The organism is Microbacterium sp. OR21, from assembly GCF_047306785.1.
Lineage (GTDB): Bacteria > Actinomycetota > Actinomycetes > Actinomycetales > Microbacteriaceae > Microbacterium > Microbacterium esteraromaticum_E.
The window spans coordinates 802,055-826,039 of the sequence record NZ_JAZEXJ010000003.1 but is presented as its reverse complement, the minus strand read 5'-3'; the positions used below and the strand labels follow the sequence as shown (position 1 = coordinate 826,039).

Genomic DNA, 23,985 nt, shown 5'->3' with positions numbered 1-23,985 from the left:
GGGGGCGTCGAACGAGATCGTTTCGAGGTTGCCTGGCGCGTACTCGTTTTCGCCGAGCAGCTCCCACACCGCTGGGCGTGTCGGAACGCTGAGCGGGTCCGTCCACTCGTGCTCCACGACACTCAGAGTTGCACCGTGGTGGTGCCCGAACGGGTACTCGCCGACGTACCCGTTATAGCTCATGGGGAGCCGGGACATCCCCAGGCCGTTGATCAAGTCCCGTCCCTCGAGTTCGCCAAGGGCAACGGAAAGATCGTCGGTGCTCACCAGGTGGGTGTAGAGGTTGGTCCAGACGTGGTGGGTGCGCTTCATGCTGTCGCCGGTGAGATCCCAACTGTATGAGCCCGACACGACGATGAAGGGGCGTCCGTCTCGTTCGGCGGAGGTGACGTCGATAGTGGGCAGGTCTGAGTCATCGGCCACCCAATGGGCGTCAGGTCTTCCGATCTTCGCCTCCCAGTTGTAGGCCGGAACCCAGGGACGGGGCGCATCGCTCGCGGGTTCGAACTCGGTTACTGTGGGGTCGACCTGCCGGACGATGGAGGATTCGGGTCCGGGCACAGTCGGCGGCGGGGCTTCCCAGGAGCTCCTGGTCTTGGGTGCGTGGTCGGACAGATGCCCGATGAGCCGGTTGAGTGCGATCCATTGGTACTTCTTGCCGATCCGTTCGATCCACTTTGGCTTCCCACGTCCAGGCCCGTACTTTCCCAAGACGTAGCCGTCGAAGTTTGAATGCAGCCGGGGTCGGTATCCGAGCCGAATGACCTCTGCGACCGCCCATCGCGCGCCGGCGGCGACGTCGACACCTGGCCGGTCACGCAACTCGGGCGTGAGCTGATAGGTGAAGAAGTCGTCTGTCGTGGTGGAGTGCACGAGCTTCGGGTAGTCGCGATTGTCGTAGGTGGCGATGTCCTCTTCCGTGGGCCAGGTCAGTGGCCAGGTGCTGGTGTAAGGGGGGCGGAAATGTTCGGGCGTCACCTCTACGGGGAGCGCTTCGCGATCGAGTGCCGCTTCGAGAATGCAGCGGGCGGCGTCGCGAACGGCGGCGTTGGGGGTGAGGTCTGCGGAGGGCGCGAAGAAGGCGGCCGAGACGACCTCGGCGGCAGCGCCCCAGTCCGCGTCGCTACCGCTAGCCAGCAGCGCCGAGTAGGAGACCTGAAGCGCGCGTTCGACGATCCACTCGTCGTCGACGGTGCAGAATCGTTCGAGCAGGGTGGCGGTCTGGTGAGGGTGATGCGCAAGCAGGCGGGCTGCGGCGATCGTGGCTGGCTCGCGAACGCGGCGATCAGTGGCGCTAGTCGTCCATAGCAGTGCGGTGACCCACAGTCGGGTGGTCTCCGTGCCGACTTGGTCGAGCGGCTTCTCGCCTCCCCAGCGGATCAGGCGGTCGACCGCTCCGCTGGTGCCGTGACTGGTGTGCAGCCACTCGGCGAGGAACTGATCTCGGGTGGACATGGTGAGTTCACTGAAGAACTCATGGAGAAAGTCGGCGTTGAGCGGGTGGCCGGGGCGAGCTGCGAGCCTGAACAGCATCGTGAGGCCTGCGTCGAAGGTGTCACGGCGATGTAAAGCGTTGGTGATGATGCTGCCCGTGTCGGGGGTGATGGAGGACACAGATCGCCATGCCGTGCCGGCGATGACGGCAGCGTCGCGCGCGACGGTGTCGGTGATCTCGGCGGTGAAGGCAGTCAGTTCGATCCCGAAGCGTTCGGCGACGACGACCGAGGTCGCTTCGAGGAGTCCGACGTCGATGGTCGCGTCGAGTCCGATGAGCTCCCCGAGGCGACCGGACAACTGGGCGCGGACGCCATCTGCGTCATTCATATGAGCGAGCGCATCGGAGACGATCAGGTGGTGGCTGATGCGCTCGAAGGTGATGGTGATGATGTCGGTGCCGTAAGGGCTGCTGTCCGGGATAACGTCTTCTTCGACAAGACCCTGTGCGATGAGTCCATCGAGCAACGACTTCTCCGCACTGTTGTCGGACCAGATCGGGTTCAGCACGGCCTGCGCGGCGAGGCGGGTGAGCGGGGCTCCGCCCTGGTCTGCGATAGCGTCGGCCAAAGCGTGCATCGCGCGGTGAACGATCTGGTCGGACACCGATGCGTCGACGCGATTACTGACGGCCTCGTTCGCGTGGTCGAGGACCATTTTGGTGAGCTCACCCAGCCCCATGTTGGCCTGGTCGAGCGAGAGGCGGCCATCGGATTGCAGCGCTTCGCAGACCAACCGGAGGTAGAGCGGGTTATCGAACTCGCCGTGGATCGGCGGTGACGTCGGAGGTTCGAGACCGTAGAACGCGGCATACTCGCTGACCGCCTCGAACTCGACACCCTCAAACCCCGTGTGCTCGAACCGAGGAATAGACACGCCCGGCGGGAGGACCTGATTGACGTAGTGGGTGCGTGCGGTCAGCAGCAGCCGAACGTGCGAGTGCCGGGTGACGATGGAGATGAGGCGATCGAGATTGTCCCGCCACACCGACCGCGGGCGGGTGTCGTTGAGCGCGTCGATGACGAGCAAGGTGGGTGCTCCTGCGGCGCGTGCGCTTTGGTCCAGCAGTGCGATGGTCTCCTCGGTGGTCAGGTCGGCCGGCATCTGGAGAACGTCGCGAAGGTGGGTGAGCGGGTCGTGGTCATTGAACCAGCGACCGTGCATCACGATGCTGGGCCGCCCTCGCTGAAGGCGCCGGGCGGCGGCATCCAGGGCAAGGTAGGTCTTGCCGATACCGGCGGGTCCGGTCATCAACGCAGCTTGAGCGCTGGCGAGCGTCCCGAGGGGGCTGATGAGGAGCTCGGTCGCGGTTTCGAGTTTGTCGCCCAAGTCGCGGAGAGCATCGACGGCTTCGGCCGGGAACTGGACCATGTATTCGCTCTGGTACTGGCGCCATCCCGCGGTGTCCCAGTTCTCGTGCGTCGCGTTCATCTGGTCGACCTCGAGGGCCTCCTGCTCCCTGACCGCAGTGGCGGCGGCCTTCAGCGCTTGGCCGAGGCGCTGGAACTCAGCGTCCGTCCGGGCGCCCTCCCAGGTCTTGAGTGCCTCGATGACGGTCGTGGCGGTGCTACGGGCAGAATCCAGATCGGCCGCCGTTGCATCGCTTCCGGCGTGCTGCAGGCGTCGTGTCGCTTCCGTGAGCTCGTCGACCTGGCCGAGGACGACCTGCCACCACTCATCGTCCGAGCAGAGCGCGGCGATGCTTCGAGCGGCAGGGACGTCCACGTTCAACTCTGGGGTGTACCGAGGTCTAGCAGCCTCGGTTGCGTCCTGCAGTCGGTCGATCCACCACTGTTGGGAGAGAACGTCGGCGTCGAACCAGTACCGCCGCTGGGCGCCGGAGGCGTCCAAGCGGGTTAGGCGTGTGGCAATGTTCGTCGCCCATTCGAACTCGAAGGTAACGGTCATGCCGCGGTCGGCCGCCATCGTCTGCCAACCCTCGAGCCAACCACCAGGGTCGTTGATCTTCTCTAGTAGCGATTTCCCCTTGCCGCCCGTGGGGCCGGTCGGGTCGGCGGGGATGGCGATGATGTACCTGGTGAGATCCGGGTGGTTGGTGAGGGCTGCTTTGACGGATGCGTCGAGCTGCGACTTATCGACGGCGGCGTGGTTGGTCCAATACTTCGCTTGCCAGCCGTGCTCGGCGCCGCCGGGAAGGGTCCAGTAGCACTCGACGCCTCCATCGCCTCCGGCTCCGTGAAGGGACACGAACTTCGCGTCGGCGTGCGGGGGCTCTTGCGCGACCAGCTCGCAGATGAGTTGCTCGTATCCGTCGCGCTGGCCTCCCGCGCCAAGCGAGCGCACGCGCGCGAAGTCGATATCCGGAATGTTCATGCGGACCCCTCGCTGGCCTGGAGATCAACGGCGGGGGTGAGGGAAAGGTCGGTCAGGGCTTGCCAGAGACCCGCGTCGATGGCTGCGGGGGTGGGTCCCCGATCGACTACCTCGAGTAGTTCCCCGGCGAGTGTCAGGCCGGTAGCCTCTTGCAGTTCCAATTTGACTTGTGCGACCAACGTGTTTAGGGCGGCCCCCAGGACCGGGCCCACGGAACCTGGAAGTTGTGCGACTGCGCTCTGGGCAGCGATCCCTATTATGTCCAGCTCGTCGATCTCTGGCGCCGGTACCGTGGACGGCCATTCGGTCGGCCGTCTTCGATGCAGGGCTAACGCCCATGAGGCGCGGGCTACCCGAGCGGCCAGCTCGTGGACCTTCGCGGTCGCGGCATCTACCGTCTGTGCCAACGGGAGTCCGGCTGCCGTGAGGTGCTGTTCGAGAGATTCGCCCGCCAGTGGGAGAACGGGTTGCTCACCGTAGTGCGCCATGATCACGGCTAGCGGAAGCGGGCGGACGCCATCGACCGCGAGCGCCCACACGTTGCAGTCGAGAGCGTGACGGGCCTCTGCGTCAATGTTTGCTAAGGCGTTAACTGTTTCGTCCCAGTCCTGCAGCCCCGCTGTCACCAACCATCCGGTCTGATCGATGCTGCTGGGGAAGGGTGCGGGGTCCGGCACCGACTGTAGGACGGCGCCGGGAACGGCGGCTTCGATCACGGACAACACCGCATGTTGTTGCTGTTGGGCTGTGATTGCCGAGGCCGCCGTGATCGCATCGACTGTCGCATGGTCGCCGAATCGGACTGAGCGCCAGGCATCGGGGTCGTTCGCAGCGCTGATCGCCGCCCGCGCCAGCCGCTCAAGTTCAGTGCCGAGTGCATCGGGGACTGGTTGATCGAGGCCGAAGTAGGTCGGTGTCAGCGATCGCGCGTGTTCGACCTTGGCAGCCGCATCTCGAAGCGACATCGCCACCGCGACACGATTATCCTTCGCTCTGAGGTTGCTCAGCGCCTGCGCGGCGGCCCCGAGCGCTTGCGACACCGGGTCATTCTGCCGTTGCGCATCATCCTCGCTGGCGTGGGAAACGGATCGTTCCTTCGATCCGTCCTTCGGTGTGGGGGCTAGTTCGCCTGCTCGCTCGCTTGCAGCTCGCACACGCTCTGCCCAAGCTTGCGCCTGGTGAGGCGGATCGTTGGCCCGTAGCCGGAAGGCGCCCTCGCCTGCAAGATCGACGAGTTGCTGGGCAATCTGTGCCTGTTCGAGGAGCAGGGCTGTCCATGTCGGTGCCGCTGATAACATCCGGATGGCTCCCTGGAAGCCGACATTACGTCGGACTCCAGCACGCTCCTTGAAGACCTCACGTGCCATGTGCTTGAAGCCCGGCTCAAACCCACCGGCTTTGTAGCGTTGTCCTGATGGCGTGATGGTGATGACCTCGACATGACTTGCCTCTGGGCACGCGAACGCCAACTGCCGCGCCAGCGTGACGACGAAGTCGTTGAGGGCATCGCTGCTGTTTGCCGATGGGGCGTCCCAGGGCATGCCGGGCGATTGCTCCTGAACATCAAGACCGTGCATGACCGTCACGGACGGATCCACCTCCGTCTGCATCGTCAATGCGACGGCCGAAGGTTCGGATCGCGCGATCACCAGGGCTCGGTGCCCCACCGTTCCGAGCGTAGCTTCTCGGTTCTCGGCGGAGACGAAGGGGCTCAGCGCATCGATCAGACGTGCCCAGGAGTCGGCTTGCGTGGCGTTTGTCGGCTCGTCAAATTCCCGGAATACCGCAGCAGCCTCCGATGCGTCGAGCGGCACGGTTCCGGCCAGGGCCTCCAAGAGACGCACGGCCTCGACAAGAGTTCCCGCAGTAAGCAGGCGCACGACGAGGGCAGAATTGAGGTGCGTGGTGATGGCTTCCAGTATTGGCGAAGTACGCGGCGGCAACGCTCGCGCGATCCGGGTCATCTGCGTAGCCGCACGATCGAACGCTGGCGAGCCGATCGGGTCGAGGGTCGTGTCCTGGTTGCGAATTCCGTAGACGAATGGAGCTATCAGAGTCGGCGAGACCCCAGAAGGCGCAAGGCGTCGGATGATCGGGAGACAGGTCTTGGCGTAGGCGACGTTGTCCGCGCGCTCGGCTCCTTCGAGGAGTTCGGCCACCCCCGAGGTGGTGGTATCCGGCGCGTGGAGATGACCCGCAACCGCGTCGGCAACAGCGACGACGGTCTCTGGAAAGCGTTCGGCGGATCGACGTAGCAACCAGCCCGCTTCGTTCGCGGGGAGCAACTGAGCTATGACGCTCAGGGTGTCGCCGAGCGTGGGGGGTGGGGCGTCGTGAAGCAGAGTGGTCAGTGTCTGCGAACGAAGTTCGTGGAGGCCTGTCCAGACGTCGCCGTGGTCGAGAATGACATGTTCGTTTTTCAGTGTCGCCAAGGCGTCGCCGACCGCGCTATTGCTCCCAGCGACGGCCGCAAGTGCATCTCCGAGCATTCGGGCAGTCAACGACAGGCCAACTGCGTGAGCTGCGAGAACAAGGCGAGCGGCCTCTCGCTGAATCTCTCGTCCAGGAGCCGCCAGTTCGGCGGCTTGTGAGGCGAGGACCTGTTCCAGGTGCTTGCCTTCGCGCAGCAAGGAGAGAAATTCCATGAGCAGGCCGTTGCTGTGCGCAAGAGCTTCTACGGTGGCCATCTTCGTCGTAAGGCCCGCGCGCTCGATACGCTCGGCAATCAGCTCAGCGGTGAGGCGTTCGAGCACGGGTCGGATGACACGTGTACTGCCGTTCAGTAGACGAGGGCTGAAGTCTTCTTCGCGTGCCGCTCCGATGACGAAGACATGGGGAATCTCGCGCAGGGAGGCAATAGCATTCGGCCACGCGTTGGTGGATGGTCGGCCGAGGTTGTCCGCTGCGACGACAACCGGAGAGGTGGCAGTAGCGCGAAGCAGCTCGACATGTCGGAGCAGCAGTCGGGCGTCATCATCAGTAGTCACGCGGGCGACACGAACGACGCGAGCACCCAGGATCACGTCACGGCTTGCGCGCCAGAGGAGCACCGACTTGCCCGAACCGGATGGTCCGACAATGACGGTGTACTCGCCTTCTTGGGCCGCCTGCGTGATCTGATCCATCTCGCCAGCCCTAATAACATCCAGGCCCTGTGCGATGTGGATAGGCGCCCCGTCCACACCCAGATAGAACCGACTGGCGGACGTCATCCTTGTGGTCGAGTAGTCTGCGGGGCGGCACACGCCGGCGGATACCGCAGCGTCCAAGCCGGTCACGTCGACAGCTGACTGGACCGCGTGCAACGCGGTGTCAACGTCGCCGAGGGTTAGGGTTCGAGCCTGATCGAGGCCTAGATGACGTTGGTCTGCACTGGCCATCCCGAACGCTTCGTACAGTGCGCCGACAGTGAATGACGCAACGGATGGATGAACACCTTGTTGATCGCTGAGTAGCGCTTCGGTCTGTTCACGTAGGTTCCACGGCAACGACACGAGGTGGACACGTCCCAGTGCAATGGTTGCGTCTGTTCGGGTCAGGCCTTGGGCGACGAGAGCGTCGACCAAGGCGGTGCACCGCTCAGGATGCGCGGCAAGTGCTTCGTCCCAGCCGGTGAATTGCAGGCCCGAGCCGACGTTGCCATCGGTGACGATAACGATCGGGCCAGCAGTCGCATGCATAGCGTGCAAGATCGCGTCGCGGATTCTTGAAGTCTCTAGCTGTCCCGCTCCAGCGCTGACCTCCTTCACCTGCACTAAGGTCTCGTCGCCTGCAGCGGTGCGACAGTCGAGGTCTTCGAAGCCTTCGGGAACTAGCGTGGTGAACGGCAGAACGCCTGCACGAGACATCACAAGCACGTGCACCGAGACAGCAAGTTGCCAAGTGACACCCGCGACGTTGCGCGAGCCGTGCCTCAGCTTCCCCCACAGCTCTTCGCGCGCGTCGCTGTCCGCAGGGTGTGGCGGCGTCGGAGTGTTGGCACCTCGTGACGCGGTCGGGCCTCGTCTACGTGGCCTCTTTCGGCCCCTGCCAGACGAACCCATGGTGATTCCCTCGCGAAGGTGTGTACTCCAGTCGGTCGAGCGCGGGTTGCGCTCGACCCATAGAACGACGATAGCGAGGGTGACCGACATGGCAGGCGTCTGCTGGCCCGGCGAAGCGCGGGGGAGCGCCCACCCCTTGACTGGGTCAAGTCGCCGCTCGCCGCGCGATGCGGTCGTAAGGAGCAGGCGGCGTAGGAGGCGCCTCAAGAGAGCCCCGCTGCGTCCCCTGCGAGGGGGACCAGAAGGGGACCAGAATCATGGGAACCATGCATGTCGTGCCGCGCTCTGCATGATCTAGCGTCCGGAATCACGCGGAAATCGCTCTCTCGGGAGCCATCTGGACGCCTGGGGGTCAGGGGTCGCAGGTTCAAATCCTGTCAGCCCGACGTAAAAGCCCAGGTGAGAATAGGTTTCTCGCCTGGGCTTCTTCACGTCCGGGGGTCGTTTTCCGTGGTCCCCCTCTGGTCCCCCGGCGCTCTCGTTGGTGGTCGACTGTGGACGAACGGACCGCCCTGGACCTGCTTCCTGTGGATACGGGGACCAAAAGGGGGACCAAAAGGGGACCAGAACGCTTCCGGGAGCACTCCCGCGGGGGTGGGAGCGCATCACAGGCCCCTGGTCGCGGGGCCACTGCGCCGGGTGTCCTTGCGTTGTCCGGCGGCGGAGAGGAAGTCGTTGGCCTGCTCAGCGGCGGAGGCGAGGTGGCGGTCGTCGGGGTGCAGGTAGCCGCGGGTGGTCTCCATCGAGGCGTGCCCGAGGATGTCTTGGAGGACGTGCAGCGGGATGCCGGCGTCGGCCATCCAGGTCGCCCCGGTGTGGCGCAGGCCGTGCCGGGTGAGGTCAGGCAGCCCGAGCTTCGCCACGACGCCGTCCCAGTTCGTGGCGTCGCGGACGGTCGCGGTGGTGAGGTAGCCGCCCTTCGGACCGACCAGCAGCGAGTCCTCGGGCTCCTTGCCGCCGGTGTGGCGTTCCAGCACGGGCCGGAGCGGTTCGAGGCTCGGCACGCGGTGTTCTTTGCGGCTCTTGGTCGGCTTCGTGACCAGTCCGCCTTTGCCGGGGAACACCTGCCGGCGGATCACCACGAGGTTCTTGTCGAAGTCGACGTCCCCGACCTGCAACCCGGAGACCTCTGAGGATCGGGCCGCGAGCAGCGCGGCGAGCATGACGAAGTCGTTGTGGGACTGGCCGCGGAAGGCGTTGCGGTTCAGGCTCCGCTTGGTGCGGTTCTTCGCGGGGTTGATCTGGATCAGCCCGTCCCGCACGGCTTCATCGAGCACCCGGACGAGCGGGGCGATGGTGTTCTTGATGGTCGAGGCACCGTGGCGCTGTTCCCACTCATCGATGGTGCGGTCGATGATGCCGGCGGTGATCTGGGTGACCGGCAAATGCCCGAGCGCGGGCAGCACCCGCAGCTTCAGCTCGTACCCGTAGGTCTCGCCGGTGGAGGTCGGGTCCAGGCCACGCGCCCACCGGTCGCCGATGGAGGTGACGAACTCCAGCAGCGTCATGGACACATTCCATGCCCTTGGTCGAGGAGCCGCGGACCCAGAGCGGACGATGACAACCTTGATGCAGTCATACGCCACCGGACCGATCGGACGATGCTCGGTCCGGGTCAAGGCCGTGATGCGTGAGCGCAGGCCTTGTTCGTCTGCCTCGAATCCCAACATGTTCTTGACCCGGACAGTCACGTCTCAGCGTTCGTCCAGTGAGCGTTCCATCTCGCTTTCGCGCATCCGCCCCGCCAGCAGAGCGATCAGCGCAAGGCCGGGTGGCGCGATGCCTGCAATGACGAAGATCACGGGGATGGGCACGAGCAGTGAGAGCGGGCCTGCGATGGCGATCGAGACCGGCATGAAGGCGATCGAGACGAAGAAGTCGAGGCTCGCGACTCGGCCGATCATGTCGAGCGGCACCAGACGTTGCAGCAGGGTTCCCCAGATGACGACACCGGCTCCGGTCGCCGCGCCGACGATGAACAGTGCTGAGAGCATCAGAATCAGGTTGTCGGCGACGCCGATGACCGCAAGGGGGAGGGTTCCGCCGCCCCAGCAAGCGATCATGAATGTGAGGTAGCGGCGCGGGAGTTTCAGCGATGACACAACGAGTGAGCCGATCGCCCCGCCGATGCCGAATGCGGCAAGGAGGAAACCGAACGTCGATTCGGCGTCCTCGAACCTGTCGCGGGTGATGAACGGCAGCAGCACTTCGATCGGTCCCTGGATGATGAGGGCGAGAGAGGAGCCGAAGATCAGAGTCCAGAGCAACCAGCGAGTGCGAGCCACATAGTTGACGCCTGCTCGAAGGTCGCCCCACACACTCGTGCGCTGCTCCGGAGAAGTGACCGTGGTCAGTTCGTCGCGCCGACTGAGGAACAGAGTGAGGATGAACGCGATCGCGTACGACGCTGCGACGATCATGGCCCCGATGGCGGGAAAGAACGTGCCGACGACGATTCCGCCGAGGGCGGGACCGAGGCCTTGCCCCATCGAGGGTCGGAGAGCGCCTTCGAGCCCGTTCGCGGCGAGGAGCTGCTCAGACGGAAGCACCTGGGGCAGATACGCGCTGTAGGCGGGGTAGAAGAACGCGCTTCCTGCGCCCATCGCGAAGGAGGCGGCGCCGACGTGCCACAGTTCGATCGTCTCGGTGAGGGACAGGACTGCCACCACGGTCATCACAGCCGCGGTGCATCCCTGCACGGTGATGATGATGCGTCGTTTGGAGAACCGATCGGCGACAACGCCACCCAGGATCGAGAAGGCGAACAGGCCCAAGCTCATCCCTGTTGCGACCGCTGAGAGCGCGAGCGGGCTGTCATCGAGCGCGAGGACTTGGAAGACCATCACGATGGTCCACATCCCGGTGCCGAAGACCTCGATGCCGACTGCGGCGAACAGGAGCCGATAATCCCGCGAAGCCAGTGGCCGCAGGGCACGTATCCGGTTGAGGTTCTTCTCGCTCATACCAGCGCCTCGCCTTCGACCATCGAAGTCAGTTCGAGGCTCGGCCATTCGTCAACGTCACGGAGCAGCTGCCGGTCGTGTGTTGACAGGACGACCGCCGCCGCGGTCGCTCCGAGCGCGTCGGTGAGTTCGTCAACGAGCGCGATTGAAAGGTGGTTGGTGGGTTCGTCCAGGAGCAGCACGTGCGGGCGCATCGCGAGCACGAGTGCCAGATCGAGCCGGCGCTGTTGCCCCATCGAGAGCTCGCCCACTCGTTTGCCCGCCTCGCGCGGGCGCAGGAGACCAAGCTGGGAGAGGCCGATCGCATCCGATTCCTGCAAGGTACCTTCGGACACGAGCGCGCCGACGTGCGTGGCGTACACCTCGCTCGCTCTCCGATCGGGCGGCAGGGCCGTCTCCTGATGGAGAAAGCCGAGGCGCGTGCTCCGAGGCATCCGAACCGCTCCGGTGTCCGGCGATAGCTCACTACCGACCACGCTCAGCAGTGTGGACTTGCCAGCACCGTTCGGGCCGGTCACAACGAGACGGCCGCGGTGGGAGAGTGAGAACGACACTGGCTGGCTCAGCCGCCCGGCGACGCTGACGTGATCGACGCTGAGGAGAACCGCGCCGGTTCTTGTGGGGAGTTCGGGGAACCGGAAGAGCTGAGGCGGTTCCGGCACGGTGACGGCGTGGGCTTCGAGTGCTTCCTGGCGTCGGTGCACGTTCTGCACAAGCCCGCCGGCCCGGGTGGCGCGCCCATGCTTGTTGGTGCCCTTCTCTGGTCTCCACCCCGAGACGAGTCGGTTCTGCGCGGCGCTGAGACTGTCCTGTAGCCGAGCATGCTCGGCCTGCTGGCGGTCATAGTCCTGTTCCCAGCGTTCCCGCTCGGCCAGACGTCCCTCCCGGTAGCCGGCATAGCCGTTCCCGTACACGCGCGGCCGATCGTCCGGCGTCGGGTCCAGGTCGACGATGGTCTCCGCGATGTCGGACAGCAGCGCGCGATCGTGGCTGACGACGACAACACCCCCGCTCCGCGCTCGGAGCTGCGCGGTCAGGAACTCGAGCCCGCTTCGGTCGAGGTGGTTGGTGGGCTCATCAAGCAGGAGGAAGTCGTGATCGGCGCCCAGGAGGCACGCCAGCCGTACCCGATAACGCTGTCCCACCGAGAGGTCTGCGAGAAGCCTGGTCGAGTCCGTCTCCGCGTCGAGTGCTTCGAGCGCGATCTGCACGCGCCGTTCGGCATCCCACGCATCGAGCGCTTCGGCATGTTCCAACGCGGCCGTGTACTGCTCCTCCGCCCGGTCCGTGTTGTCCGCGAGAGCGAGAGCGGCCGCGTCGAGCGCCGCCAACGCGGCCAGTGGTTCGGCGATCGCCTCTGCGACCGCTTGCCCAACAGTTCGACTGTCAGCGGCGGTCATCTCTTGCTCGGCCACAGCGATCGTGCCAATGCGCTGGACTGTTCCGCTGTCCGGGACCAGGACGCCAGCGAGTACCTGCAGGAGGGTCGATTTCCCTCGCCCGTTCTCTCCCACGATCGCGACACGCGATGAGGAAGTGAGGGTGAGGTCGACATGATGGAGGACGGGTGTGGCTCCGCGCATCAAAGACACGTCGGAAGTGATGAGTTGCGCGCGATGGCGCGCCGGATGACGGTTCGTCGGGGTAAGCATTGAAGTCCTTCGAGACGACGCACCACCAGCCACGGACAGGCAGATAGGTACGCAAATGACGGCGACCCAGAAGGGTCAGAACGAGCGGCCGCCGCAGTCTCGGATTTCTCAACGAGCGCGGTAGGCCTGCTCAACCGTCACAGGAAGTACAAATGCATGGACTCGATTCTACCGCATGACACCGCCGGCTGTCTGCCTCGCTGCCGACCTCCTCCGCGACACCGGCGCGACGGTCGCCCATCAAGTCGACTCCTCCAACGCGTTCGTCCTCAGTACCGCCTTCGCCCGACAGTTCGGTCACCGGGCTCCGAACACCGACGCCTCCACAAGCGGTATCGATTTTGAGAACGTCAGCGAGAGCGACCTGCGAAGCATCAACCTGCTCGGTGCGATGCTCTATCACGGGGTCAACACCGAGGCAGGCGTGGTGATGCGGATGCGTTCAGTTCCGAGAACGGCAGCTAACTCGCTCGGGGCGGAGTTCGCACAGGGCCACGAACCAGGATCCCTTCGTCCGTCAGAGGCGCGTGAGTTCCTTTCGCAACTGTCTGACGCTGATTGGGGTCGGCACGTTCCACGCGGGTCAGACCTCGTCGGTTCTGACCTGAGGGACCTGTGGCAAGTGCTCTCAGGCAGCACCGCTGATCCCGGCGCTCGGTCTGCGGTTCGCACCGCGCAGCAACCTCGTTCAGGATCTTCGTGATTGATGAGGGGGACCAGAAGGGGACCAGAAGGGGACCAGAACCGTGCAAACCATGCATCTCGTGACGTGCTCCGCATGATCTGACGCCCGGAATCACGCGGAATCCGGTCCGGCCGAAGCCGTCTGGACGCCTGGGGGTCAAGGGGTCGCAGGTTCAAATCCTGTCAGCCCGACGTAAATGTAAACGTAGCGAAGAGGGCCGGATCCGCCAGGATCCGGCCCTCTCGTCACGCCTGCTCGCGCTGGTGAAGCGGTACCACACGCTGCTCTACTATGGCCCGATGCGGATGCTCCTCACGTCGAACGGCATAACCAACGACGTCATCCGCGCAGCGCTCGTCGATCTGCTCGACAAGCCGCTGGCCGAGTCTCGCGTCATCGTCGTGATCGACGCCATCCTCGGCTTCCCGGGTGACAGCTCCACGCTCGTCGAGCACCTCGCGAGCCTGCGCTCGCTGGGGTGGGCCGAGTTCGATGTGGCATCGCTCTTCGCCGGTCCGCCTGCCCTCGTCGAATCGCGCCTGCGCTCGGCGGATGCGATCATCGGGTACGGCGGCAGCAATCTGTGGGCGGCACACGCCTGGCAGGCGACGGGGTTGGCGCCGGTGCTCGCGGAGCTGCTGCACGAGAAGGTGTACATCGGGTGGAGCGCCGGGTCGATGATCTTCGCCCGCCGACTGCGTCGCTGGCCCGCCGACTTCGATGATCAAGAGGAACTCGAGCTGTTCGGGCTCAAGACGGTCGCGCCTGCCGTTGCGCTGTTCGACTGGTTCTTCGCCGGGCACCTGGGCGCGGACTGGATGCCCGACGATGCAGAGGAGCGGTTCGCGCGAGGCGCTGACCGCTCGAACCAGGAGGTCTGGTTCGTCGACGATGACACCGCGCTCCTCATTCGCGATCCGGCACAGGAGCCGACCGTCATCTCGTCTGGCCGGTGGCGGCGATACGGCGTCGATGGTTCACTCGTCGCGGCCCGGTGACCTCAGATCGACCGAGCCACCGGGCCCGGTCGCGCGCGGGATGCGGACGACGCCGTGAGAGGCGGCGTTATCCCATGGCGGCGTCACGCACTGCGGCCCGCTCGCGTCGCGGCAGAGCCTCGCGAGCTCGTGCGTTCACCTCCCCGCTCAGCTCACGCAGGAGCGCCCGATGCTCGGGCGACGTCTCGGCGAGCGCGGCGAGGCACTTCTGAAGACGGATGAGGACTTCGACGAACCCGGCGCCGTCTCGGGCGAGAGGCCGGAAGGCGTCGGTGAGGAGGTCGCGCGCCCGCGCGCGTGGCATCCAGACGCGATCGTGGTCGATCTGCGAGGCCTCATCAGTGTCGGTCGTGAACGCCCTGCTGAAGACTCGCTGCAGGGCGGCAGTCACCTCGATCGCGGTGCCGGGGTCGTTGGTTCCCGGTGACAGAGCGCGGCTGCCGATCTCGGCGAGGGCGATGACGCCCAGGCGAGGGTCCTGGTCGTAGTCGCGGTGGCGTCCGAGAGTGAACGCGGCCGGAAGCTGTTCGCGCAGCGACTGCGTGGGTGGCACGCTCACATGGGCCAGCGGATGCAGCGCGTCGGCGATCGTGCCGGGTGTCGCTGCGACGTAGATTTCGCAGTCGTGCTCCTGCGCGAGAGCGTCGAGTCGTGCGACGTCGATCGCGAGCACGTAACGAGCGTCGGTGACGGCGACGGGGAAACCGGCTGCAGGCATGCGAGTGAGCTCGCGGGCGCCGAGCGTCGGGCGGCGCATGTGCGTGGTCAGCGCGGAGGTCGCAGCATCCTCCACCCGATCGATGACGTCGGCCATCCGCCCGAATCGGGCGAGGTGACCGATCCAGCGCAACAGGGTGATCACGATGACGCCGATGACCACCAGCGTGCCGAAGAACAGGATGGTGCGACCCTGTTCGGTGTAGTACCCCGTGGACAGGGCGATGATGCCGACGAGAGCGAACACGAACGCGCCAGTGAACGTCGAGAGCGCCGTCTGCGAGGTCGGATCGGCGATGAGCAGCTTGGTTGACCGGGGTGTGGCGATCGTCGTCGCCGACGAGTACGCCGTCACCATCGCGGTGATGGAGAAGGTCGTCGCGGTGAGCATGGCGGTCGCGATGATCTGCAGAATCGAGTCGACCGAGTTCTGGCCGAGCTGCACCGTCACTTCGAACGGGATCCAGGCGCCGACGACTCCGGCCGCCAACGCGAACAGGACTGCGACGACGGTGAACCCGATCGCCCTGGCCCAGACGGTGCGCAGCGCGCGCTGCAGGTGAACCAGAAGACTCCCGCCAGAGGTGCTCGTCATGCGCCTCATTCAACACGGTCGGACGCACCGTTGTGACCGCGCCGCACCGCGGTGTCGTCAGCTGACCAGCAGAGCGTCTCTACAGCGAGTCAGAAGCTCATGAAGACGAGCGCGTTCCACAGGCGCGACCTGCGCGGTCATGGCCTGAACAACCGAGGAGACTTCCTCATGCGCGCGGGCGAGAAGCGGCTCCGCGGCGGCGTTCAGAACCACGCTCCGCTCTCGCCGGGGTCCCGGATCGGTCGAACGCGTCACCAGCCCGCGCTTCTCCAGACCCTGCAGAAGCACGTTCATCGACTGCCGGGAGACGAACGCCCGTCGGGCGAGCTCGGAACCGGTGATGCCCGGAGTGGTCTGCAGTGCGGTCAAGCACGCGTACTGCGGCACGCTCAGCGAGAGCGGGCGAAGCCGGTCATCCATCCGCTGATTCAACAGCGACTGCGTCTCCTTGATCAGCACGCCCAGTGCCTCCGGGCTTCGGTCAGATGCATCCATGTCAACAGTTTGACACACGACTGCTCAAAGTGTCAGCATATTGACACTCAAGCATCGAGCAGAACAGGAGCTCACTCATGGAAGCCACCACCGCCGGACCCGATTTCGTCTCGTTCCAGGTACGAGATCGAGCGACCTCCGCGAAGTTCTACCAGGACCTCGTCGGACTCACCCCGCTCCCGGGCTCGAACCCCGCCGCGACCGTGTTCTCCGCAGGAGATGTCGCGTTCGCTGTCCGCGACCCGTTCCCGGGTGTGGATCTCGATGCGATCCCCCAGCTCGGCGCAGGCATCGGCGTCTGGTTCCACAGTGCCGACGCGGCGGGCGTGCACGCACGACTGGTCGATGCGGGAGTCGAGGTCGTGCAGGAGCCGATCGAGGGGCCGTTCGGCCTGCAGTTCTCCTTTCGTGATCCCGACGGCTATGTCGTCACCGTTCACGCCGGCGGCTGAGTACGGTGAGGCGACCACCCGTCAGGTCGTCACCAGCACCGAGAACACGTTGCCGGCGGGATCCTTGAACCATGCGATCTCCGGGCCCGACGCGCCGTCCGGGCCCATCCGTGCGATTCCCTTCTCCGCTGAAGACCCGCTCCGGGTTGAGTGCGCTCATGAGGCAATGGTGCGCTCGCCGCCGGCGCATTTCCACTGCTTCTGCGACCGCTGCGCGCAACCGCCGACATCAGACCCGATCCACCGCCGACCGGTCGTCGACCCGCGTCTTCCTGAGGCTCGCGACCGTCGCCACCGCGATCGTGCCCGCGATGAACAGCAGCGACAGCCAGATCGGGATCTCGGGGATCACCGTGATCGGCTCGCCGCCGTTGATGAAGGGCAGCTCGTTCTTGTGCAGCGCGTGGATCAGCAGCTTCACTCCGATGAACGCGAGGATCACGGCCAGTCCCTGCGCCAGGTACACCAGACGCTCGAGCAGGCCGCCGATCAGGAAGAAGAGCTGGCGCAGCCCCATCAGCGCGAAGACATTGGCGGTGAAGACGAGGTACGCCTGCTCGGTCAGCCCGTAGATCGCGGGGATGGAGTCGACGGCGAAGATGAGATCGACGAAGCCGATGGCGACGATGGTCAGCATCATCGGCGTCACCCACCGCCGGCCCTCCTTTCGCACGGTGAGCTTGTCTTCGTGGTACTCATCCGTAACCGGCAGATGCCGGCGGACGAACCGCATGAACCTGCCGTCGACGACGTTCGAGTCGCCGTGCGAGAACGCCTGCTGGTAGGCGAGCACCAGCAGCAGAGCGCCGAAGAGGTAGAAGACCCAGGTGAAGTTCTCGATCAGCGCCGCGCCGACGGCGATGAAGACGCCGCGCAGGACCAGAGCGATGACGATGCCGATCATCAGCACCTTCTGCTGGTAGATCTTCGGCACGGCGAAGCTCGACATCACGATGAGGAACACGAAGAGGTTGTCGATCGACAGCGCCTTCTCGGTCAGATAGCCCGCGAAGTACTCGCCGCCGAACGTCCATCCCGACACCACTCCGACGCCGACGCCGAACACCAGCGCGAGAGCGATGTAGAACGCCGACCATCGCGCCGATTCCGCGATGCTCGGCTCGTGGGGCTTGCGCACATGCGTGAAGAACTCGTAGATGAAGAACGCGATGGTGACCGCGATCGTGATGATCCAGACGAAGGGCGTGACTTCCAAGGGGGTCTCCTGACCTGAGGCGAACGAATGACGCCAAGGTCTTCTCCGTGCCCGAATCGGGAACCGGTGGACCGGGATGCGACGTGCATCCGTGGTGACGACCCACCGCGCAGGAGTACTCCCCTTGTGGTGATCAGTCTAATCGCTCTCGCAACGCATCCCGCACACGCGCGCGGACGTCGATGGGATACTGACGGCACCATGACGACCACGCTCCTGCTGCTCGCCGACACTCACATTCCCGCACGAGCGAGACGCCTCCCCGACGCGGTGCTCGAGGCGGTCGACTCTGCAGACATCGTCGTGCACGCGGGAGACTGGGTCGATGTCGCCACCCTAGACCTGATCGAGACCCGATCCGCGCGCTTCCACGGCGTATACGGCAACAACGACGGCGGCGAGCTGCGGGAGCGCCTTCCCGAGGTCGCCCGCTTCGTCGTCGACGGTCTGCGCTTCGCGGTGGTCCATGAGACCGGCCCTGCCCGCAGGCGCGAGGAGCGCATGGACGACGCGTTCCCCGACACCGACGTCGTCGTGTTCGGGCACTCGCACATCCCGTGGGACACCGTCACGCCGGGCGGCATGCGGCTGCTCAACCCCGGTTCGCCGACGGATCGGCGCCGTCAGCCGATCTGCACCATGATGAGAGTCGAGGTCGTGTCCAGCACGCTCGAGGCCGCCATCATCCCGGTGGAGCGCTCTGAGTAGACCGGTTCGTCGGGTTCTCAGGGCGCATCGACGCGTCGTATGGCGTATGATCCCCCGAAAATGGTCGCCGGACAGCACCGATGCCGAATAGGCTCCAAGAAGCGGAGCATTTGAGGGACTCCGTGTTCGATCCGCGCACTCGAGTGATTGTCACCTCGCATCGCTCGCGCGCGGGTGATGGGGCGGATAGATGACTGCGCAGGCGCTGCTGACGGTACCGGTTCTCGGCATGGGCTTCGCACGGCCCCGCCAGGTCCGACTCGCGGAGAGCGACGACGGCGCGGTGCCCCGGCTGACCTGGGTGCTCTGCGCCGCGCTGCTTCTGTGCGGGTCGATCCTCGTCTCTGCGGCGACCACCACCGACGCCGACTGGTGGCGACTCTACTTCAGTCGACTCGGCATGATGGGCGATTTCTCGAGTCTCGCCTTCAACGGCGGCCTGATCGTCAGCGGCGCGATCATCGCCGGGTCATCCTGGGTGCTGCGGGTGCGCCTGCGCGCCGTGATGACCACGCAGCCTCAGCGACTCCGACTGGCGACTGTGTTCATGCCCCAGGCGATCACGGGTCTCGGTGTGAGCCTGCTCGCGATCGGAGCCTTCCCCCTCTCGCTCGACCCCGTGGCGCACGAGTGGGCGACGAACGGCGCCGTGCTGTCGTTCGCGCTGCTGCTGCTCTCGCACCGCGTGCTGCTGTGGCAGCTCTGCGTCAGGCTGCAGCGCGGCACGGTCGTGAGCGCCCTCGTTCTCATCTGCGCCCTGGGGGCGCTGAAACTCGAGGCGATCTCCCTCACCGTCTTCGAGGCGATCGCGTTCGCCGTGATCCTCGGCTGGGTCCACCAGCTCGAGCACCTGGTCCGCGCCAACGCGGCCCCGCAGCCCGTCGCCGCCGTCGACTCCGTCACCGGCGTGCAGAGCGCTGACGGTCATGTCGGCAGCGAGCCGCCCCTCGCTCTGGCCACCACGATGCCCCGCTGGGAGGTCGCGAACCCGTCGAGCATCTCGCGCAGCTCATCTGCGCCGACGTCGGCGCCGAAGGCGTCGGCCCCGGGTTCGAGCATGATGCCGGATGCCAGTGACCCGGCGATCACGGTGTCGAACCCGAGATCGTCGATAAGCCGCGACACGATGTCGAGGTCGGCGGCGGTGTCACCGGCGATCGCGATCGCCTTGCGCCCGGGGGTGCCTGGCGGACGAGCCTCGTCCTCCATGTCGTGGTACCCCATGTGCCCGAGTCCCTTGACGACGCGCGCCCCGGCGAGGTGCCGCTGAACCAGCTCGCTCGTCGACGTCCGCGGATCGTCGAGGTCGGGACGGTCGCCGTCGGCACCCCACCAGTAGTTCATGGCGTCGATCACCAGCATCCCGCGCATCTCGTCGGCCGGAAGCGTGTGGCAGCGGCTGAGCGGCAGCGCCAGGATCACCGCATCCGATACGGCGATGACCTCGGAGACGGTCGCCGCCGTGGCGCCGATCGCGGCGATCGTCCGTGCCACCGGCGCGGGATCGCCCGACCGCGCGACGACGACGCGATATCCGGCATCCACCGCCAGCGCCGCCAGCACCCGCCCCAGCCGGCCGGCGCCGATGATGCCGAGGGTGCGGATGGGGGAGGTGACGGTCACCTCGTCATCGTACGGCGCGGCTCGTCATACGCCGGCCGCGCGGGCTCAGTGGTCACGCAGCATCGAGATGAGCTCGGCCTTGCGCTTGTCGGAGTAGCCCTCGATGCCGAGCTCCTTCGCGCGCTTCTTCAGCTCGTCGACCGTCCAGTCCTCGTAGTCGCCCGACTCGCCACCGCGGCGACCCACCGCCGAGCGGCCGTCGCGGGCGGCGGCGTTCGAGATGCGCGCAGCCTTCTCCTTCGAGGCGCCGTCGTCGCGCAGCTTCTCGTACAGCTCTTCGTCCTTGAGCTCTGGCTGGTTCGGCATGGCCGCCTCCTCGGGTCGTCGGACGTCGCAGTCAGCGACGCGCACGACGATACGCAGCGCGGGCACCGACCCGAACGGCCTTGACAGTCGCAGGCGCCGCGCCTATCCGCGGCTCACTGCCAGGTCGCCTCGATGACCCGCGGCGGATGCTCGGCCGCGTCGTGCACACGCACCCAGTCCACCTCGACGACGATGAGCTCGAACCCGACGTCGAGCGCACGCGATCCGGGGAAGCGCTCGCTGTACACCTCGCCCAGCCGCCAGCGCTCCTCGTCATGCGCGATGCGGGCGCGGCCCTCCAGCTGCACCGAGGTGTCGGCACCGGTCACCGCCAGCGCCACCCGCGGGCGCTCGCGGATGTTGGCGACCTTGCGCGAATCGCTCGTCGCGTCGAAGAGCAGCACGCCGTCGTCGGTCGCGGTGAGGCCGACGTACGACGCCTGCGGTTCGCCGCCGGCGCCGATGCTCGCCACCACACCGGATCCGCACACGCGGACGAAGTGCGCGACGGCTGCGCGATCGGAGGCCTGGATGGTCATAGCAGAACGGTACGCCTCTCGCCGCGCGACGGCGAGAGGATCTTCGGACTCAGACGGTGCTCGCGCGCTCCCACGCCTCCACCGGGCCGGGGACGACGGTGAACAGCGGATGCGCGCTCGGTGTCGCCGCCCGCCAGCGCACCGCATCCGCAGGACTGCGCTGGTCGAGCTTCGCGCCCAGATGCTGCCATTCCAGCGCCAGCTGGTCGTCTGTCACCGGGATGCGGACGGCAGCGGGGCCGGGCCTGAGGATCCGCGTGCGATCGAAGCGGTAGCCACGGGCATCTGCTTCATCCGCGACCGCCGACAGGTACGCCCCGACCGAGCCGAGCGGGTCGGATTGAGCGCGGAAGCGCTCGAGCTGCGGATGCCGGGTGTAGCCCTTCGTGCGCCCGGCCAGCACCGCCTGGGCGAGCAGCGCCTCGCGCCAGCAGGCGACGAGAGCTGCCCGGTCCAGGTGCGCGGGGTGCAGCGACCAGATCCTCACCCGAGTCAGGGCTCCTCGGCCGTCTCGGCCGCCGGCGACGGCTCCGCGTCACGACGGCTGAGCTTCGACGGCCACCAGATCGCTCGACCGATGTCGTAGCTGAGCGCCGGCACGAGCAGCGAGCGCACGACGAACGTGTCGAGCAGCACGCCGAACGCGACGATGAAGGCCAGCTGCACGAGGAACAGGATGGGGATCACCGACAGCGCCGCGAACGTCGCCGCCAAGACGAGTCCTGCCGAGGTGATCACGCCGCCGGTCACGGCCAGACCGCGCAGGATGCCCTCGCGCGTGCCGTGCCGCTTCGACTCCTCCCGCACCCGGGTCATCAGGAAGATGTTGTAGTCGATGCCGAGCGCGACCAGGAACACGAAGCCGAACAGCGGCACCGCCGGGTCGGCCCCCGGGAACTGGAAGACGCCGTTGAACAGCAGCGCAGCCACACCCATCGCCGATCCGAACGAGAGCACCGTCGTGAGGATCAGCAGCACGGGAGCGAGGATCGCCCGCAGCAGCAGCATGAGGATCACGAGGATCACGCCGAGGATGACGGGGATGATCAGGTTGCGGTCGTGGATGGACGCCGTGTTCGTGTCGACAGCCGTGGCCGTCACACCTCCGACCTTGGCGCCGGTCTCATCGAGCTCGGCGCGCAGCCGGTCGACCGTCGCCTCGGCATCCGCCGAGTCGGCAGCGTCGGTGAGCGTGCCCTGCAGCAGCACGCGGCCGTCGATCACCGTCGGCTCGGGTGCGGGGGTGCCGGGAGGGCCGAAGGCGGTGATGCCGTCTTCGGTGACGGGGGCGCTGCCCGACGGCGAGTCCTCGGCGGTCACGCTGACGCCGTCGACGCCGTCGTCGCCGAGCAGCACGTCAGCGGCGTCCTGCAGCCGGCCCTCATTGACGAGCACATAGGCGGGGCTGCCCGATCCGCCGGGGAAGTGCTCGCCGAGCACATTCTGTCCGTCGCGCGCCTCGGAGACGCCGAGGACGAGATCCGACTGCGGCACTCCCTTGGCATCCAGCTGCACGACACCGACCGCGGCGATCGCCAGCACGATGGCCGTCGAGATCCAGATCAGGCGCGGTCGGGTGCGGATGCCGCGCGCGAGCCGCGGCCACAGTCCGCGCCCATCCAGGGGGCTCGCGTCGGCGACGCGCTCGGGCTCGTACTTCGGGCGCTTGGGCCAGAACGCCGCCCGGCCGAACAGCCCGAGGAGGGCGGGGAGCAGTGTCAGAGCGGCCAGCATCGCGAAGACGATGCCGATCGCGGCCACCGGTCCCAGCGTGCTGTTCGACTTCAGGTCGCTAAGCAGCAGGCACAGCAGGCCCGCGATCACGGTGCCGCCCGAGGCGAGGATGGGCTCGAACGAGCCGCGCCACGCGGCCGCCACCGCCGTCCACCTGTTCTCGGTGATGTGCAGCTCTTCCCGGAAGCGAGCCACCATCAGCAGCGAGTAGTCGGTCGCGGCTCCGATGACGAGGATGAACAGGATGCCCTGCGTCTGACCGCTGAGCAGCAGGATGCCGAACTTGGCAGCCCACCACACGACCAGCAGCGCCACGCACAGCGCGAACAGGCTGGTGCTGAGCACGACCACGGGCAGCAGCAGCGAGCGGTAGACGATGATGAGGATGACGAGCACGGCTGCGAGAGCGACCAGCAGCAGGATGCCGTCGATGCCGGCGAACCCGGCGACGAGGTCGGCGGTGAAGCCGGCGGGGCCGGTGATGTACACATCCACGCCGTCAGGCACGCTCGCGCGCAGGTCGGACGAGAGCGCGGTGGAGATCTCGCCGATGTCGGCGTCGGCGTCGATCGGCACGAAGGCCTGGGCGGCGAGCTTGTCGTCGGAGACGATGACGGGCGAGGAGCCGTCCTTCACGCCCTCGGCGGTCGTCGCCTCCTCGAGCGCTGAGGCCAGGTCCTCCCGCAGAGCGTCGTCGATCACGTCGTCGGAGTCGAAGACGACCACTGCCGGGATGGAGTCGGAGCCGAGGAAGTCGTCGAGGGCGGTCTGCACCTCGGTCGCGTCTGCCGAGTCGGGCAGGTAGGCCGTGCGGTCGTTCGAGGAGACCTCGTCGATCTTGCCGAACAGCGGTCCGCCGAGACCCGCTCCGGTGAGCCAGAGCAGGATGAGTGCGGCGGAGATCAGCACGCGCCAGACGGTCTTCGGTCGACGGTTCTGCTGCCGGCGGAGCTGGGCTCGCGTCTTCATGTGGGTCCTCTCGTCAGATCAACGGTACTGGGCGGCAGAAAGGTCACCGGAGGTCTTGACAGGCCTAGCATGAGGGCATGCAGAGAACACTCGTCATCTCGGCATCCGCTCCGGTGCCGAGGGGCAATCACGTCGAGATCGCGCAGGCCGCCGACGGCACGGTGATCGCCGTCCGCGACCTCGACCGGGGCATCCAGTACGAGGTGCGAGACGCCTCGCGCGAGCAGGTCGACGTCTGGCGTGCCGTCGTGCGCGACTGCCGCGTCACGGAGTCGGTGCGTCACCCCCGCACGACGCTCATCGTCGGGTTCTCGGATGCGGTCTCGGCCGCCGAGGAGGCGCTCAGCGAGGCGGATGCCGCGGCCGCGGCGGCCAAGGCGGAATCCGACCGCTGGGGCGGTGCCGACAAACCGCCCGCCGAGGTACCCGAGCGGTTCTGGTGAGCGCCGCACGGGAAGCGGG

18 protein-coding genes are annotated in these 23,985 nt (G+C 66.4%); 4 read left to right on the top strand and 14 right to left on the bottom strand.

Going from position 1 to position 23,985, the window contains the following annotated elements:
• From V2S04_RS12535 to V2S04_RS12515, 5 genes are all read right to left on the bottom strand, one after another.
• Positions 1–3,828: hypothetical protein (locus V2S04_RS12535; RefSeq protein ID WP_413638753.1), on the bottom strand; the 3,828-nt coding region annotated here is incomplete at its 3' end.
• The gene (locus V2S04_RS12530; protein WP_413638751.1) at positions 3,825–7,676 is read right to left on the bottom strand and encodes a hypothetical protein; all 3,852 of its coding nucleotides are present in this window, start codon (positions 7,674–7,676) and stop codon (positions 3,825–3,827) included. The genes V2S04_RS12530 and V2S04_RS12535, both read right to left, overlap by 4 nt.
• A gap of 800 nt (positions 7,677–8,476) precedes the next feature.
• On the bottom strand, positions 8,477–9,379 hold the full coding sequence (locus V2S04_RS12525) for a tyrosine-type recombinase/integrase (RefSeq protein ID WP_413638750.1): 903 nt from the start codon (positions 9,377–9,379) through the stop codon (positions 8,477–8,479).
• Positions 9,380–9,565: 186 nt separating this feature from the next.
• A complete protein-coding gene (locus V2S04_RS12520) occupies positions 9,566–10,834 on the bottom strand; it encodes an MFS transporter (RefSeq protein WP_413638749.1) in 1,269 nt (422 codons plus the stop codon).
• Entirely contained in the window at positions 10,831–12,486 is a 1,656-nt protein-coding gene (locus tag V2S04_RS12515; RefSeq protein ID WP_413638748.1) for an ABC-F family ATP-binding cassette domain-containing protein, read from the bottom strand. Before V2S04_RS12515 ends, V2S04_RS12520 begins: the two co-directional genes overlap by 4 nt.
• 984 nt (positions 12,487–13,470) lie before the next feature.
• Here V2S04_RS12515 and V2S04_RS12510 point away from each other — a divergent pair.
• Positions 13,471–14,169, top strand: coding sequence for a Type 1 glutamine amidotransferase-like domain-containing protein (locus V2S04_RS12510; RefSeq protein ID WP_413638746.1), 699 nt, complete (start codon positions 13,471–13,473; stop codon positions 14,167–14,169).
• Positions 14,170–14,236: 67 nt separating this feature from the next.
• Here the strand turns inward: V2S04_RS12510 and V2S04_RS12505 are convergent, their stop codons facing one another.
• The gene (locus V2S04_RS12505) at positions 14,237–15,481 is read right to left on the bottom strand and encodes a DUF2254 domain-containing protein (protein ID WP_413638745.1); all 1,245 of its coding nucleotides are present in this window, start codon (positions 15,479–15,481) and stop codon (positions 14,237–14,239) included.
• A 57-nt stretch (positions 15,482–15,538) separates the two neighbouring features.
• Positions 15,539–15,976: a MarR family winged helix-turn-helix transcriptional regulator gene (locus V2S04_RS12500; protein WP_413638744.1), complete on the bottom strand. Its 438-nt coding sequence runs from the start codon at positions 15,974–15,976 to the stop codon at positions 15,539–15,541.
• 77 nt (positions 15,977–16,053) lie between these two features.
• Between V2S04_RS12500 and V2S04_RS12495 the strand changes: the two genes are divergently transcribed.
• On the top strand, positions 16,054–16,428 hold the full coding sequence (locus V2S04_RS12495) for a VOC family protein (protein WP_413638743.1): 375 nt from the start codon (positions 16,054–16,056) through the stop codon (positions 16,426–16,428).
• Positions 16,429–16,657: 229 nt separating this feature from the next.
• Here the strand turns inward: V2S04_RS12495 and V2S04_RS12490 are convergent, their stop codons facing one another.
• Positions 16,658–17,644 (bottom strand): TerC family protein, encoded by a 987-nt coding sequence (locus tag V2S04_RS12490; protein ID WP_413638742.1) that lies wholly within the window; start codon positions 17,642–17,644, stop codon positions 16,658–16,660.
• Positions 17,645–17,845: 201 nt separating this feature from the next.
• Between V2S04_RS12490 and V2S04_RS12485 the strand changes: the two genes are divergently transcribed.
• Positions 17,846–18,352: a metallophosphoesterase family protein gene (locus tag V2S04_RS12485; RefSeq protein WP_413638740.1), complete on the top strand. Its 507-nt coding sequence runs from the start codon at positions 17,846–17,848 to the stop codon at positions 18,350–18,352.
• Positions 18,353–18,821: 469 nt separating this feature from the next.
• Here the strand turns inward: V2S04_RS12485 and V2S04_RS12480 are convergent, their stop codons facing one another.
• The 6 genes from V2S04_RS12480 to V2S04_RS12455 all read right to left on the bottom strand — a co-directional run bounded on the left by V2S04_RS12480 (position 18,822) and on the right by V2S04_RS12455 (position 23,523).
• Entirely contained in the window at positions 18,822–19,280 is a 459-nt protein-coding gene (locus V2S04_RS12480; RefSeq protein ID WP_413638738.1) for a hypothetical protein, read from the bottom strand.
• Positions 19,277–19,975, bottom strand: coding sequence for an NADPH-dependent F420 reductase (locus tag V2S04_RS12475; protein ID WP_413638737.1), 699 nt, complete (start codon positions 19,973–19,975; stop codon positions 19,277–19,279). Before V2S04_RS12475 ends, V2S04_RS12480 begins: the two co-directional genes overlap by 4 nt.
• Before the next feature lie 45 nt (positions 19,976–20,020).
• Complete coding sequence (locus V2S04_RS12470) at positions 20,021–20,281, bottom strand: Rho termination factor N-terminal domain-containing protein (protein WP_413638736.1); 261 nt, start codon at positions 20,279–20,281, stop codon at positions 20,021–20,023.
• A gap of 113 nt (positions 20,282–20,394) precedes the next feature.
• Complete coding sequence (locus tag V2S04_RS12465) at positions 20,395–20,820, bottom strand: pyridoxamine 5'-phosphate oxidase family protein (protein ID WP_413638734.1); 426 nt, start codon at positions 20,818–20,820, stop codon at positions 20,395–20,397.
• A gap of 49 nt (positions 20,821–20,869) precedes the next feature.
• A complete protein-coding gene (locus tag V2S04_RS12460; protein WP_413638733.1) occupies positions 20,870–21,307 on the bottom strand; it encodes a pyrimidine dimer DNA glycosylase/endonuclease V in 438 nt (145 codons plus the stop codon).
• 5 nt (positions 21,308–21,312) lie between these two features.
• Complete coding sequence (locus V2S04_RS12455) at positions 21,313–23,523, bottom strand: MMPL family transporter (protein WP_413638732.1); 2,211 nt, start codon at positions 23,521–23,523, stop codon at positions 21,313–21,315.
• A gap of 77 nt (positions 23,524–23,600) precedes the next feature.
• Between V2S04_RS12455 and V2S04_RS12450 the strand changes: the two genes are divergently transcribed.
• Positions 23,601–23,966 (top strand): hypothetical protein, encoded by a 366-nt coding sequence (locus V2S04_RS12450; protein ID WP_413638731.1) that lies wholly within the window; start codon positions 23,601–23,603, stop codon positions 23,964–23,966.
• Positions 23,967–23,985 lie beyond the last annotated feature (19 nt).